The 14813-nt window shown below is 32.9% G+C and carries 11 protein-coding genes; 10 read left to right on the top strand and 1 reads right to left on the bottom strand.

All coding sequences use genetic code 11. The features are described from left to right. Positions 1 to 51: 51 nt before the first annotated feature. The 7 genes from AVL50_RS01975 to AVL50_RS01945 all read left to right on the top strand — a co-directional run bounded on the left by AVL50_RS01975 (position 52) and on the right by AVL50_RS01945 (position 10161). On the top strand, positions 52 to 1662 hold the full coding sequence (locus tag AVL50_RS01975; protein ID WP_157491106.1) for a PAS domain-containing sensor histidine kinase: 1611 nt from the start codon (positions 52 to 54) through the stop codon (positions 1660 to 1662). Positions 1663 to 1675: 13 nt separating this feature from the next. Next, positions 1676 to 3046 (top strand): MATE family efflux transporter, encoded by a 1371-nt coding sequence (locus AVL50_RS01970; protein WP_062614798.1) that lies wholly within the window; start codon positions 1676 to 1678, stop codon positions 3044 to 3046. Beyond that, a complete protein-coding gene (locus AVL50_RS01965) occupies positions 3039 to 3950 on the top strand; it encodes a hypothetical protein (RefSeq protein WP_062614797.1) in 912 nt (303 codons plus the stop codon). The genes AVL50_RS01970 and AVL50_RS01965 overlap by 8 nt, the downstream gene beginning before the upstream one ends. A 538-nt stretch (positions 3951 to 4488) precedes the next feature. Next, positions 4489 to 5382, top strand: a complete 894-nt coding sequence (locus tag AVL50_RS01960) for a hypothetical protein (protein WP_062614796.1) — start codon at positions 4489 to 4491, stop codon at positions 5380 to 5382. Between the two features lie 932 nt (positions 5383 to 6314). After that, a complete protein-coding gene (locus AVL50_RS01955) occupies positions 6315 to 8888 on the top strand; it encodes a T9SS type A sorting domain-containing protein (RefSeq protein WP_157491105.1) in 2574 nt (857 codons plus the stop codon). A gap of 263 nt (positions 8889 to 9151) precedes the next feature. Continuing rightward, positions 9152 to 9505 carry a hypothetical protein gene (locus AVL50_RS01950; RefSeq protein ID WP_062614794.1) on the top strand — a complete coding sequence of 118 codons (354 nt, stop codon included), beginning with the start codon at positions 9152 to 9154 and terminating at the stop codon, positions 9503 to 9505. A 278-nt stretch (positions 9506 to 9783) separates the two neighbouring features. Beyond that, complete coding sequence (locus AVL50_RS01945; protein WP_062614793.1) at positions 9784 to 10161, top strand: hypothetical protein; 378 nt, start codon at positions 9784 to 9786, stop codon at positions 10159 to 10161. 286 nt (positions 10162 to 10447) lie between these two features. Here AVL50_RS01945 and AVL50_RS01940 read toward each other — a convergent pair whose 3' ends face one another. Beyond that, positions 10448 to 11548, bottom strand: coding sequence for a DUF4476 domain-containing protein (locus AVL50_RS01940; RefSeq protein ID WP_082795621.1), 1101 nt, complete (start codon positions 11546 to 11548; stop codon positions 10448 to 10450). Positions 11549 to 12249: 701 nt separating this feature from the next. Here AVL50_RS01940 and AVL50_RS01935 point away from each other — a divergent pair. From AVL50_RS01935 to AVL50_RS01925, 3 genes are all read left to right on the top strand, one after another. Continuing rightward, positions 12250 to 12693, top strand: a complete 444-nt coding sequence (locus tag AVL50_RS01935) for a DUF3592 domain-containing protein (protein WP_062614791.1) — start codon at positions 12250 to 12252, stop codon at positions 12691 to 12693. A gap of 127 nt (positions 12694 to 12820) precedes the next feature. After that, a complete protein-coding gene (locus tag AVL50_RS01930) occupies positions 12821 to 13423 on the top strand; it encodes an ankyrin repeat domain-containing protein (RefSeq protein ID WP_062614790.1) in 603 nt (200 codons plus the stop codon). Between the two features lie 656 nt (positions 13424 to 14079). Next, complete coding sequence (locus AVL50_RS01925) at positions 14080 to 14805, top strand: hypothetical protein (protein WP_062614789.1); 726 nt, start codon at positions 14080 to 14082, stop codon at positions 14803 to 14805. The last annotated feature ends 8 nt before the right edge of the window (positions 14806 to 14813 follow it).

Here is a 14813-nt window from a genome sequence, read left to right as displayed (position 1 = left end):
GTAATTTATAAATAAGTACTTACATAAAATACCACCTAATTCCCTTGTTATTTGAATACTAAGACCAAAATACTTTCTATCTCATCGCTGATTTTACTGACCCTTTTACTTATACTTCCCTCCACAAGACTTTTTGGAGGCATTGGATTGAGTGTGGAGGTTATCGCTTTGATACTTCTTTTCCAAGGAAACAATAAATCAAGTCCTACTTATTTTCTTCTTCAAAAGTTATACAATCATGTATTTGTATTTGATAGAAATTGGAAGCTGACCTTTACCAATGATAATAGAGCATTAAAATCTACATTAAACAGTACACTTTATCCTATCTCTAATGAGGTGATATTCAATTTGAAAAATGATACACCTTCACAAGATTCCTATAATTATTACGAATACCAATTAGGCAATGAAGCTTATGAGTTGAAGTGGCTTTATATTGATGAAGATACATTTCTGATTTTGATCAAAAATGTAACAGAGCTCAAGCGCAAAGAGCAAAAGCTGTCCAGCATAAATCTAGAGTTGGAGGAGTTGCTTTATGTCAAGAAAAATGAGTTGAGATTGAAGAAAGAAAAGTTCAAAACCATCTTTGATAAATCTTCTGATGCTTATTTCTTATTGGATCATCAATTCAATATTTCAATTTATAACGAAAAAGTGAAAAGCCTATTTGGTGGTGTAAGCGACATTTCTTTTTACAATTGGCTGAGTAAAAATTCTCCAAAAGAACAGCCGAAAGGTGGACGATCTATTAGTTTATTCAGGTCCATGCAAAAAAGTTGTGATGCTCAAGGTGAATTACGATTCGAATGGCAGTTTTTTACTGTCAATGGGGAAGAGTTTTCTACAGAAATCAGCCTGACATTATTACCTCTTTCTAAGCAGATAGTCTACTTTATCATCATCAGAAATATGATGGACCAAAAGAAGATTGAGACGGAATTGAGGAAAAACCTGGAAAGAGAGAAAGAGTTGAATGAAATGCGTTCAAAGTTTATATCAATGGCTTCTCATGAGTTCAAAACACCATTGGCTACTATCATGACGAATATGGATATTATGGAACTGGCTTTGAAAAAGAAAGCGATGAATTTCAGTGATCTTAAGATTGAAAAATACATTGCAAGAATGAGATCTGAATCGAAGCGGTTAAACTTGCTTTTAAATGAGGTGTTACAGTTAGGTAAAATTGAAGCAGGGAAAACACCTTTTTCTCCCAAAAATGTTTCGATTAATATTTTTATAGACGAATACCTCACAGAGTTCAAGAGTAGAACTCACACGCAGCAAGAAGTGATTCTTCAGAAAGACATCAAACGTGATGCAGTTTGGATCGATACCATTTTAATGGCTCATGTATTGGATAATCTGGTATCCAACGCCATCAAATACTCAGATAAAGAAGTGTACCTCAGATTACATTCTTCATCAGAAGCCTTGAGAATAGAAGTGGAGGACAAAGGGATCGGTATACCACTTTCGGATTTTTCTAATCTTTTTGAGTCATTTTTTAGAGCAAGTAACACAGAACATGTACAGGGGACAGGGTTAGGCCTTGTTATTGCCAAAGAGTTTGTGGAAATGCATGGTGGAGTGATTGTGTGTGAATCAGAAGAAGGGAAAGGATCGGTGTTTAGAATTGCAATTCCATTCAACTAAAGGAATACTAACAATGAGCAAAGAAAACCCTGATTTAGGAAAAGAAGATATTAAAAGCCTATTAGTCAAACTTTCTGTACCCGCCGCCACTGGAATGATGGTGATAGTACTGTATCAGATGGTAGATACATTTTTTATAGGCCGGTGGGTTGGAGCATTGGGTATTGCAGGAATTTCTGTGGTAGCACCACTCGTAATGTTAATCCAAAGTATTGGTATGGCCATTGGCATGGGAGGAGCCTCCTTGATTGCAAGAGCATTGGGTGCTCATGATCCGAAAAGGGCTGTGAAGATTTTGGGGAATCAAACATTATTGACGTTAGGGTTGACGCTTATTGCTGTTGTTGTAGGTTTTCTTTTTGAAGAACGTCTATTATTGTTTTTTGGGGCAAATGGGGATATTTATGCTTATGCTCAAGAATATTATGCCATAGTGATATGGGGTATGCCTTTCCTAACATTGTCGATCATGAGCAATAATGGGATTCGTTCAGAAGGAAAAGCAAAGAAAGCGATGATGGCCATGATTGTCCCCGGTGTGACAAACATTATTTTGGACCCCATTTTTATAGCTGGTTTTGGTTTGGGTATGCAAGGGGCGGCAATTGCTACATTGTTTTCATACATCTTTGGTTTTCTCTACATCACCCATTACTACTTATTTCAAGATACAGTGCTCAAGTTCACTGCCGCTTCATTTGTCTGGGATGCAGGTATTATCAAAGAAACTCTAGCATTAGGAACGGCATCTTTTGCAAGGCAGGGCTCTTCTAGTATTATCGCTATTCTGTTAAATCATATTCTGTTTGATTATGGTGGAGAAATTAGTGTGGCGGTTTATGGTATTATTAGCCGATTATTCATGTTGGCTACTTTCCCAATAATAGGATTAGCACAGGGTTTTCTTACCATATGCAGTTACAATTACGGTTCAAAAGACTTTAAGAGGGTGAGGAAAGTGATTTATGAATCCATTAAATACGGTATGATTATCAATACAATTATTGTGGCTTTTATCTTTTTCTTTGATACAGAACTTACTTCACTTTTTACAAAAAATACAGAACTGATACAGCAGAGCATTCCAGCAATTTATGGTGTTATGCTGGCTTTACCTTTGATCAGTATAGGTGTGATTTCGAGTATGTTTGCCCAAGCTTTAGGAAGAGCAAAAGATGCATTATTACTAACATTGAACCGACAAGTATTATTTAGAATACCCATGGTTTTACTGTTCTCTTACTTTTGGGGGTTAAAAGGAACATGGGCTTCATTTTTTGTGTCAGATATCTGTTCAATTCTTGTTTCAGGGTATTATATGAGAGATAAAATGAGTAGATTAAATAATTATATTCAAAAAAACGAACCAAAAGGAAATGAGTAAACTCAAAGACAAAATTATTCACGAAGTTAAAAAGACATTTTTAGTCACTTCCTACTTCGCTATAGGTTTCAATCTATTGGTATTATTGGTGGGTTTAATGGTCAAAGAAGTAGAATTGAAGGCCGGTTATTTTGGAGCGGCTACTTTTTCAGCGGCGCTTATAGGTAAAATTGTTGTTATTCTTGAAACAGTAGGTATCGATCTGAAATTAGGTAGAACAAAATTATTGAATGTAGTTATTATGAAATCACTGCTTTACACAGTTGTGATTTTTATGGCAATTGTTCTTGAAGATATTATAAAAGGTATGGTTTCGGATGATTTATCCTTCAGAGAAGCCTTGCATCATCTTATTGCCTCGTTTAATTCAAATTTCTTTCTGGCAAGATGGATTTATATGTTTGTTCTTTTTGGTCTCTATCACTTTATTTTTGAAGTGGATAAGTTTATGGGCACTACAGAACTTTTTGATATGGTATTTTCAAGGTTCTACCAACCCAAAGAAAAAGAATATGTGGCCTTATATGTTAGGTGGAATTATGGAGTTCAAGAGATCAATGCACAACTCAATGCCCTTCAAGATTACACGCATCAGGTGAATCAAATCTTACCTAAATACCAAGGAACTATTGCTTCTTATGATTTAGATGGAATGCTTTGCCTTTGGGAAAACACCAAAGAATATAATTTTTACGATCAAGGAGTCGCCTTCTTCAGACAATTAATTCAACTTCCTCATAATTTTAAAATTCAAAATATCAGAGGGGGTATCACAAAAGGCCCGCTCGTGGAAGCTGAAATCGGAGGCTTTTTGAAAAAGGAAATTCTAAGAACAGGAGAAATCATTGATGAAGTGAAGAAAGTCTCCTTACAAGAAACAGGGGTGCCTTTGAAAGAAGTTTGATAGAATATCTCTTATCACATTTCCAAAGTATTAAGTACAAATTCAAAATTATCTCATACTAATTCTATTTATTGTTTTGCGATTACGTCCTTCAAAAAACTTTTAATAGAACCACTATTAATACGTTTTTCAGCGTTGTACTCACAAAAAATAAATTAGAATTAACTATGATTTATTTTTGACTTAGTACTTACTTCCAATTATGATCAAATTATTCAGGCACAAGTGTTCAACCGTTAGGTGTCGCTTGTGCTTTTTAATTGGGATATTCTATAATAACAAAACGTCTTCATAGTTTAATGATTGAATCCTCTGTCAATATAGGATTTCATAAACTATCTTCTTTTTTAAGTTGTATTTATGATTGTACTACAATTTTTAAGTTTTATGTAGTATAGGCATCATTTATGCCGAGAGTTGTATAAGCTTTCAGATTTAAGAACTAACATGCCATTTTAATAGTCTTTGATCTTACAGCTACTTTTTAGCTTACATAGCAACTATTTTTTGACACTAAAACACTATAATAATTCATATCATGGAAGTATTTAACAAAGTATTTTTTGAAAAATGCAAAGAACATGATGAAGAGTTAAAAACAATGATGAAAGAGTATTTAAGAACTTCATTGAATGAAGATTTCAATACTCACCATTCTAGTATACTAATCTTCACTCCTGCTTCTCAGAAAGAATATTTGGATAAAATGTTTAAGAATCATAGATCTTATATTATTAACTATTTTGGGGAATGTGGTGGGAATTACGATTGTATAAAAGAAAGACTAAACCGTGACTTCCTCCAATTTTTAAAAAGGAAGGAGAAGACACCTATTAACTGGGATAATTATTCTTTTAACCCATCCATAGGGGAGGGAGATAGTTTCTTTAAACCTCCAAAAACTGATAAAGAAAAAGAGAATGCATCCAGTGGTCATAGGGTTTATCATGATAAAAATATAAGTAAATTTATCATGAATGTAATGTCAGAAAACTTATCTGAAGGTTTTTTTTATAATCCTAAATTTTCAAAAAAAGGCTTGAAAAGGTTTACGAAAAAAATAAATGATCGTTTTCATATCGCATTTTCCTATAATGCTAAAATAATGAAAGCAGAGTTACAGAAAGCTATGGTAGGTATACCACGTTTTTATATTGAGCTGATTGATACCTCTATACCTAGAGACATTGATTCAGTTATCCTTGATACTAATCAAGAAAATGATGAGTTTGGTATAAAAAATATTTTTTTAAAATACGGATACTTTTTTGACAGTTTGGAGTTATCTGTAAAACACGAGAGGGATACTGAAGAATTAACGAAAAAGAAAATCACTTTTTATATTGAAAACATAATGTTGTTATATAACTTTTATCTAAGTTTTTATGAAAAAGTATTTATTGAATCTTTACAGGTATTAGAGCTTTATTAGATTCTAATACATTTGTAAATTACAGACATCAGTTATGTCTAACAATAATAAAAATTCCAGCCAACCCGACAACAACTCTATCTAACCACAAAATAAATGAACAAGCATATTTGACAAACAACGTTTCTCTGAAAAAAATAGATTTATAGAGGGGTGATTTTTCTTTCAACTTGCTAAACTTTTTTATTTGAATAATCCTTCACTTTTAGAGTCGAAAATGGCTTTTAAGTGTTCAAAAACGTGGTAAATCGCCTATTTTGTGATAATTACACTTCTTGAAGAATAAAAAAATACCCCCTTAAAACTCACAATTTTATCCCTGTGTATTGGAGTTGATCTTTATATGTTTGCACCGTAAATATTTTTCAACAAAAATGAAAAGCTACAGCAAATCGTAAGTTCTGAAATCTTAAATGCATTCTTCTTTTAATTATGACAGCTCTCAAATTAAGAGATAACTAATTATTGAATAAATAAATTAATTAATTAATCGGCTTCTCTGTTAAAGCCAACTTCCATAAACTTTTATTTAAGTCGAATACCTATTGAATACACTGCAGGGTAGGATATGGTTATTCACTGTCTACACTTTTTTTGTGGGTCGTCCACATATTCATAGTACTTGGAATAAAGTAAATGGGTATTCTCCTATTCTTTGCTAGGTTTTGATGACGTAGTGACAGCAATACGTTATAGGTCTGCTTTGATTGGGCTGAAAAATAAAAACTAAAATAGCGTGCACCACGACTGAAGTCATGGGCAAGTGATACAGACTCCACCAACACTGAAGTGTTGCCTACGTTACCAACCCCCCTCAAGACTTCAGTCTTGCTCAGGTTGGATTATCACCTACCCATAGTTTTAACTATGGTGTACGAAACATCCCTTTTCTTCATTTCGGGTACTTCTTCACAGCAAAAATTACAATTAAAATGATTAACTGTTTACTTAGACTTCAATCTATTTTCATGATTGTTTGTTTGGTATTAATGGCCGGAAATGTAAAAGCGGCCACTCCAGAACAAACTACTTTTACATTTAAAGTTCCAAGTTGTGTAGGTACTAAAAGTGCCACAGCGTGGATCGGAAACCGAGTTGTAGTAATGATAGAAGGAGAAACACCTTCGAGTAGATCTGCAACAACAATGAATAGAGTCCTTAATATTTTGGATGCAATGGATGCCAAATTCGTTGAGTTTTCAGGACTTTCCAATCTACCAAAACAATCTAGTTATAGAGGATTGCCTGTCATCGAAATTGTAGTTGACAACTGCGGTTATGGTGGATTAGCATACCATGGTACAAGAGGTATGTCTACTGGAAAAGTATTGTTCGATGAAGTGTACAATGCAGCAAACAGTGGTAGAAATGCTATTCATCAAGTATTCCTTTATGAAACGGCAAGAAACTTTTACTTAAGTCGTTTCAACAACAAGTTCGACTGGGTGATGAACGACAACTCATCCAATTGGGGTTGGTGGACTGTTGGGTTTAACAATGCTCAAGCAGTTATGATTCCCACATCATTAAACTATGAACTTCTTTATTATGGTCAAAGCCTTGCTCAATTTAGAGAAGGGATGGTCAGCAAGTTTGAGTATTACTTAAACAACACTCAGTACAATTTTGACAATACATGGAGAAAAGATCGTTTGCCATGGAGACAGCAATCCAGTGTAAATGACCTTATGACAGGTATGATCATCTATTCTTATGAGAACTTTGGTGGAGATGCTTGGATTAAGCAAGTATACCGTTACCTAGAAAGCAATGTGGTGAGCGACCGTTCAAGTAGAACTTCTTATCAAGAATGTAGAGACAATGTCTATAAGATTTGGAGTTTATCTGCTGACCGTGATTTAGTAAATTTCTTTGAGAGAGATATGCGTTGGGTGATTAGTTCTTCTGCAAAATCTTGGGTCAGCAACCGACTGGGTAACAATGGCGGTGATAACGGAGGAGGAGACAAGGAAGGTATTTCTCCTAAAAGTGGTACAGTGCTTCAGACTTCTCAAGTAAACTTCACTTGGGATTATGATGGAGACTATCATTGGATGTATGTTGGCACGACAGCAGGCGGTACTGAAATCTTAAATAGTCAACAAATCTCTACAAAATCATTGACAGTATCTAACCTTCCAAAATCAGGAACAATCTATGTGCGTCTTTGGAGTCAAAACAGTGGAAACTGGGCTTATCAGGACTTTACTTATACGATGAATGTCGGTGATGTTGTTGTTCCTCCTATTGACGGTATTTTACCAAGAGAAGGAACTGTACTCACATCTAACTCAGTAGAATTCAAATGGGATATTGAAGGTGATGCACATTGGTTATATGTGGGTACTTCAGCAGGAAGTACTGATATTTTGAATTCAGGGGGAGAGTTTACAGCTAAGCAATACACCGTAAGTAACCTGCCAAACAGTGGTTCCATCTACGTTAGACTATGGAACAAGGTCAATAATAATTGGGCTTATAATGATTATACTTACACAATGAGTGTAGATAATGGAGGTGACAATGGAGGTGATAATGGTGGTGATAATGGTGGAGGAACTTGCCGTTGGGTACTTCAAAGCGGAAATGCTTTAGATATCGGCGCTTTCCAAGATATTACATATGTGGTTGGTACTGACAACTATCTCTATCAATCGAATGGTAGTAATGGTTTTACTTTGGTTGACAATACAATGGAACTGAAAAGAGTAGATGTTGGTCAATCAGGGGTGTGGGCTGTAAGTACTGATAATAGAATATACCAATATGTCAATAATGCATGGGTGTATAGAAAAGGAATCGGGGTTGACATTGCCGTTAGCAACAATGTATATACTATTGGGTCAGATGGTAAAGTCTATAAATATTTAGGCGATGGCTGGTCACTAGCTTACGGTACAACTTTAGGTACTGATATTGCGGCAACGGACGACGACCGACCTTGGATCAGAGGTACAGACGGCTATGTTTACCAATGGCTAGGAAACAGATGGGATAAAAAAGGTACGCTTAAAATTAAAGACATAGCGATCAATGCTGCAAAAGATGAATTTGTAGTAGTAGATGAAAACAATTCCATTCAAAAATACATTGGAAGCGGTAGCTATGAGGTGATTTCAGGTGCAGGATCAAGAATATCGATCACATCAGATTCTAAACTTTGGACTGTTACTTCTGCAAATAAAATTACCAACTACACTTGTGATATGTCAAATTTGAGTAGTTCAGCAAGAGTAAGAGAAACAGAAGAAACGTTGTTTGATAAGGTGACATTTTATCCAAACCCGGTTAACAATGGAATATTAAACATCAAAGGATTGCCATTGAACAAGGATGCTGCCATTAGCATATCCAATCTTCAAGGACAAGTTATTTATAATAAAAATACAACAACTTCGGAAATAGTGTCACTTTACTTAAATGAAAACAGTTTTCCACAAGGTATTTACATTCTTAAGGTCGAAATGGTAGAAGATGTAATTACTACAAAACTGAAGGTGAATTAATATTTTACACAATCCACAGCATATACTTGAGGGAGTAATCACTTTTAGTGGTTATTCCCTATTTTTTTATTCAGCAATTTTAAAATGGAAGAATTAAAATAGATGATTATATTTATTGTCACATAGTACAAATCGCAAACTATGATAAAAGAAACTAAACCTAATAATAATATAATGAATAATAAATACTCACTACCTAGGAAGGTGTTAAGTGCCAACGTCACCTTAAGCTTTAGAATTGTATTACACTCTAAAAAATCAATATGAGTGACAAGAAGTTTTTTATAGTATTCGTATTATGTGTAGTTCCTATAGTCACTTATTTATCTTTTTCACCTAAAAGATATACAGTAGGTATTGTAGATTCATTTGTTGGTGCAAACCCTTCAATTAAGTATAAAGTTAATGGTTATATTTACTCTGTTTCATCTTCTACACTAAGAGGTTCTAAACATAGAATTTGGTTAATGGAATTTTCGGGAAATCATCCTTCTTTCTCTAGTGTCATATGTCCTTTAGAAAAAAACATGTATGCACCACCAAAGGGTTGGACTTTAGCAGAAGTTGATTCCTTACAATTATTGAATGCGAGAGCTAGAAGGGATTTGGGGTTGTGATTTAGAAGTACAGATTAATAATAAAAATAACTGTCTGATCTTGGCGGGAACTTTAGAATTGTATTAGTCGCTGACATATAACATCACACCAAAATAATAAAGGCTAAAATCTGAATTCACACTTTCCGTGAAGACCCTAATTAACCAATAGGGTGTTTTTTGAATGTATTGAGTGATAAAGTCTATACAATAAGTAAACTCAAAGTGATAGTATTATTTAACGTTATGAGCAGAGTTAATACTTGAGTTTTAAATGAAATATGAACTAACAAAATTATATGAAAAAGGTCAGTATCATCAATTTTATAATTATAACATCAATTTTTGTTTATCAAGTGATTATCAATAATTACTCCTCAAAATCACATAAAGAAAAAGTTTATGATGTATATCTTGAAAAGTCATTTAATGGTTTGGTAAAGGAGAAGATCGTAAAACGTAATAGAATGTCAAGCAGATATATTCATTTAGATAATGAAAAGAAAGTTGCTGTTTTATATAATAATGAAAGAAAAGCTTTTTATGACTCATTATTAGTTGGAGATTCTATCTTTAAAGAAGAAGGTTCACCTTATGTGACAATTATGAGAGGTGATCAAGAGTTTAAAATGTTTTTTGTAGATTCGACTATTTATAATAAATCTCTACTGGAGTAAAGAAAGTAGCATTCTGGACTAATTTACCGAATAAGGTTTCAACTTAGAACTTAAACCAAAGAGAAGGATAGGTAAAAACATAAAGGTCAGTTTTTGATAACTATACATTCAGAATTGACCTTTATTTATCCACTCATTGCTTTGAGTGTAACAAGTAGTGGATAAATAAACAAAAAATGGAAATACTCTTAATCACCGGAAAAACCTAAAAAATAGAAAAAGAGGCTGATTCATACACTTGTTATGAAACAGCCTCTTGTTCAATTAAAACGCTATTTTGAATAGTTTATTGGTGACCTAAAAACTCTTCCAAAGCTTCTTTATTTTTTACATAAGAAAGTTTTCCAACTGCCATATGATATTTTGACTTGTCAGAAGTGTACTCAAATGCCATTTTAGCAAACGCTAATCTTTTTCCATCCAAGTTGAAAACACCCATCAAATCTACTACTTGAGCAGTGCTGATGCATCCTTTTTCCATCAAAAACTCATTGGCCATTTCTACAGATTTGCCACCTGCATTCATTTCAGCTTTAATATCATTTTTCAATTTAGAAAAGTCTGCAAAGCTCATCTCGCAATCTTTTGCAACTTCTTTTTTCTCTTCCTTAGGTGCTTCCTTAACTTCTTCCTTTTTTTCTACATAAGTTGTGCTTCTGATATCAACATTCTCGATGCTTACCTCTTCTAATTGAAGCACTTGAATTGCGTCAGCCCAATCGATTACAACTGCTTCACCATTAGGAGAAATGTTCATTGAGAAAGTATACGATTTGTTAGGGAAGATGATATCACCTTTCTTCACAATCTTCGGTTCTCCTCCTGAAACATTAATCTTTGTAAGATCTAAATAACCTAATTGTCCCACCTTTCCTTGGAATGAACATTTCACCTGAACATATACTCTATCAGAATAAACATTATGTTCCATCACTTTTACATGGAAATTACCATACGTTTTTTCTGCTTTTTCAGCTACTGTTAAAGCTTCAGTTTTTACAGCTGTCCCTGGTGCTTTTGCATAACGGATACCTTTCATTTGAAGAAAGAATTGGTCCGCATTTGCTTTTACAGGAAGTTTTGCACGGAACTCATTGTAAATCGTTTTGCTATCTCCCGGTTTTAAAACGTATTGCGTTTTAGTAGGTCTAACTTCACCCTGATTCATTGATAAAGCAGTTTCATTACGGTCAATAATAAGGTAACCGTTTCCAGTGTTTTTAGCCTTATAATTAATGTAATAACTAGAAGTAGAAGATTTTACTTTTTCGAATGTGAAGCTTGAATGATCTGTTGTAATAGATTTTGGCATATTATACACTTTTGTTTGTGCATAAGAAGTACCGATCATAAGTAGCAAAAAAATGAAGGAAAATTGTTTTTTCATAAGATTAATATTTAATACCAATTAATTTTAGAGAGAGCACTATTTAGGAATAAAATTTTGCAGCAAAAGAAGCACTAAGATGTAATACATAGTATCAATTGAAGTAGCAAAATAGAAGTCAAAATAGCCTCAAGTAGCTAGGAGTATAATACTCCATATAATAATCGAATAGATTTTATTGTTGAATTTTCTTTAAAGTCTGTTTTATTGAATACATTTAAATCATTTTCATATGACATGAATTGAGCCTCTCTACAATCCTTATATAAATGTTACTTGTTAAAATTGGCAGTTATATCTTGCCAATTTTGTATTTGCCAGCAGAAACGCTAGAGATTAAAAAATTAAAGGTGTTTATGATTAGCATAAAAAATTCATGTCAGTGTTTTACGCCTCCAAAAGCTTCAATAATTGTACCACAAAAGCGGTGAACAACAATAGGGGATCGTATAGTTTTACAATGTTATCAAATATTAATTATTGAGCATTTTCCACACATTACTTTCAAGAATCAAGACCCTTGAGATAAATAAAAGTTATAACCTAATCTTCATGCTTCTAGAATATTCAATAATTTATAGTCTCTTGATTTCTAACTTTACATGCACACTTTATCAATAGAATTATGCTCTGGAACAAAAGTTGAATATCAAAAATCTTTAATATCGTGCTTTATTTACAGTAATTTCCATTAATCAAACATGAAAATAGCAAACTTCTTTTTCGCCTTATTTTTTCTATTACCAGGTATATTATTTCTGCGTGCGAGTTGGGTATCATTAAACGATAATTTGGAATTTAAAAAATATGCAATTGAGACAGAGGGGAAAGTTTTAGAGAAAAATGAATATACAGAATCTACCGATGATGAGGATGTTAGGCGTGTAGAAATAGTGGTGGAATTTGTTGATCAGTACAACGAGAAAATAAAGTTTTATACAAATGGAAGCCTAAATCATGAGGTGGGGCAGAAAGTTGTAGTGATGTATCATAAATATTCTCCTCAAGAGGCAGTAGTAAAGAAGGGGCAATGGACAGGCACAGTTCTATTAGGTTTAGTGGGTTTCGTTTGTACATTTATTGGGGTGTTTGTGGTGTTTGGATACAAAATAAAGGAGAAGCTATATCCGAAAAATAAAAGTTAAATGTTCAACTAGGGCTATTTTTTTTAGCTATAACTATAACAAATGACTAGCTTTTAGTGTAGTTTGCTGATTTAATACAAAGGACAGTGGTAGAGGGTGGTAGATCTAAGAAATTCATCTGGAAAACATGAAAAAAAATAATATTATGATAGAATGGGATGATTTTGATAATTTATTAGAAATAGGGAAAGTAGATTCTGAAATTAATAGTAAAATAAATTCTGTAATTAATAATCTTAAGAAAATAAAAGATATTAAGTCGATAAGATCTGTAATAGGCGAAGACTTATTACATCTAGCAGTTAGTTATAAGAATATTCCCTTTATAGTTGAGTTAATAAACTTGGGTTTTAATATAAATAGCGGAGATGAAAATAATAATACTAGCATGCATTATTATATTCATAATCTTACGAGAGTATCTAATTATTACCCGACTTCAGAAGATATTGAGATATTTAAACTTCTTCTAGAGAATGGAGGAGATCCTAATTATAAAAATAAGTATGGGAATTCTCCTTTTGATGAAGTTACTCTTGCATTCATAAGAGGTTATAGTACATATGAAGTTTTCACTTTATTTGAAAATGTTGCTATTCATAAAGATACTATCAAGGATTCTCTTGATACTCTTAAATCTATTTCGATGGAAAATGTGAAAAAAAACTCGGACAAAGAAGAAATTAAAAAATCGATATCCTTTTTAGAAAGAAAAATGGAGGACTACTAATAGTTTTCTCTCCACTGTTTTGAGTGTTAAACGCAAGTGTTACTCGTAACTTGGCTATTGAATAAGTTTCCAACTTATAACTTCAAACACAAAGAAGGATAGGTAAAACATAAAGGTCAATTTTTGATAACCATACATTCAAGATTGACCTTTTTACTACGCTTATGTAGAAAGTTGTTTTTGGGAGTTCAAGTTATCATGAGATTTTACGCATCTCTATCCAATTGAGGTCGTCACCCTTCTAAAGGTGAGGTGTTCACCCTTATAAGGGAAGGGATCACGACATGTAAAGGGTAAAGAGGTGTACCTACTAAGGGTGAAGAGTGTCACCTTATAATGGACGCAAATCCAGACTTTAGTAAATTGATTTCAGCTAATTTTAAGTTGTTTATATTGTTAATTGTTAGATTTGTTTAAATTGATAATTGTGGTAGCTCTTTTTTTATTTTATATGTAAATATTTAAAAAATATAAAATATATTTGAATCACGTTAAACTTAATATTTCTAGTGATTATCCTATAGTTACTTTTAAATAGTGTTGAAAGACTACAACTCATTGATTTTTTATCACAATTAAATATCACTTTTTATACACAAAAAGTATTCTTGATTTAAGATTTTGCTAGAACTAATTTTTTAATTTTCACTGACATAATGAATACTAAAACCTTTATTACTATCATTCTATTTTTCTTGATATACCTAATTGCCTATCAAGGATATTCTCAAAATGAAATTGAATCAAGTGGAATCTATTACCATTCAGGTAATAAAAATGTTGGTATTGGTACCAATAATGTTGCGTTTGGGCATCTGGGAAAAGTCCATATTGCAACAGGAAAAGTCCCTCTAGTTTTTGAAACTAAAAATTATTCAGGTTTAGCTTCTGTTTGGGCATTTAGAACCGAAGATAGATCTCTAAAAATTTCTATGCTTAATGGTTCTAATTGGTCTGGTGCTTACACAATGCTGACAATGGATAGTGATAAGAACATTGTCTTTGGAGAAGAGAACAGTACAAGTAACCTTAGAGTTTGGGGAGGAATTTATTCTAATCAGATTAAAGTTCATACAGATATTTGGGCAGATTATGTATTTGGACAGAATTATAATTTAATGCCCCTTTCTGAATTAGAAGCTTTTGTAAAAGAACATCATCACCTGCCTAATATCAAACCAGAACAAGAGGTTCTTAATGAAGGCGTTGATTTAGCAGCAATGAATGTCAAGCTTTTGGAAAAAATTGAAGAGCTTACTTTGTATACAATTGATCAAGAAAAGAGAATCATTGAATTGATTGAAATGAATAAAAATTTGAATGATAAGTTTAAAAAATTATCAGCATTAGAAGAAAAAGTAAACTATATATTAAATAAGTAAACTAAACA

It is taken from the genome of Flammeovirga sp. SJP92, from assembly GCF_001583495.1.
In the GTDB taxonomy this organism is placed as follows: Bacteria; Bacteroidota; Bacteroidia; order Cytophagales; family Flammeovirgaceae; genus Flammeovirga.
Note: the sequence above shows the minus strand (reverse complement) of the source record. Positions and strands in the feature narration are given on the sequence as shown.

Bases quoted from the DNA above. Each gene is read 5' to 3' on its own strand.
- AVL50_RS01960 (WP_062614796.1), top strand. From the start codon at position 4,489: ATGGAAGTATTTAACAAAGTATTTTTTGAAAAATGCAAAGAACATGAT.
- AVL50_RS01965 (WP_062614797.1), top strand. From the start codon at position 3,039: ATGAGTAAACTCAAAGACAAAATTATTCACGAAGTTAAAAAGACATTT.
- AVL50_RS01955 (WP_157491105.1), top strand. From the start codon at position 6,315: ATGATTAACTGTTTACTTAGACTTCAATCTATTTTCATGATTGTTTGT.
- AVL50_RS01970 (WP_062614798.1), top strand. From the start codon at position 1,676: ATGAGCAAAGAAAACCCTGATTTAGGAAAAGAAGATATTAAAAGCCTA.
- AVL50_RS01940 (WP_082795621.1), bottom strand. From the start codon at position 11,548: ATGAAAAAACAATTTTCCTTCATTTTTTTGCTACTTATGATCGGTACT.
- AVL50_RS01945 (WP_062614793.1), top strand. From the start codon at position 9,784: ATGAAAAAGGTCAGTATCATCAATTTTATAATTATAACATCAATTTTT.
- AVL50_RS01935 (WP_062614791.1), top strand. From the start codon at position 12,250: ATGAAAATAGCAAACTTCTTTTTCGCCTTATTTTTTCTATTACCAGGT.
- AVL50_RS01930 (WP_062614790.1), top strand. From the start codon at position 12,821: ATGAAAAAAAATAATATTATGATAGAATGGGATGATTTTGATAATTTA.
- AVL50_RS01925 (WP_062614789.1), top strand. From the start codon at position 14,080: ATGAATACTAAAACCTTTATTACTATCATTCTATTTTTCTTGATATAC.
- AVL50_RS01950 (WP_062614794.1), top strand. From the start codon at position 9,152: ATGAGTGACAAGAAGTTTTTTATAGTATTCGTATTATGTGTAGTTCCT.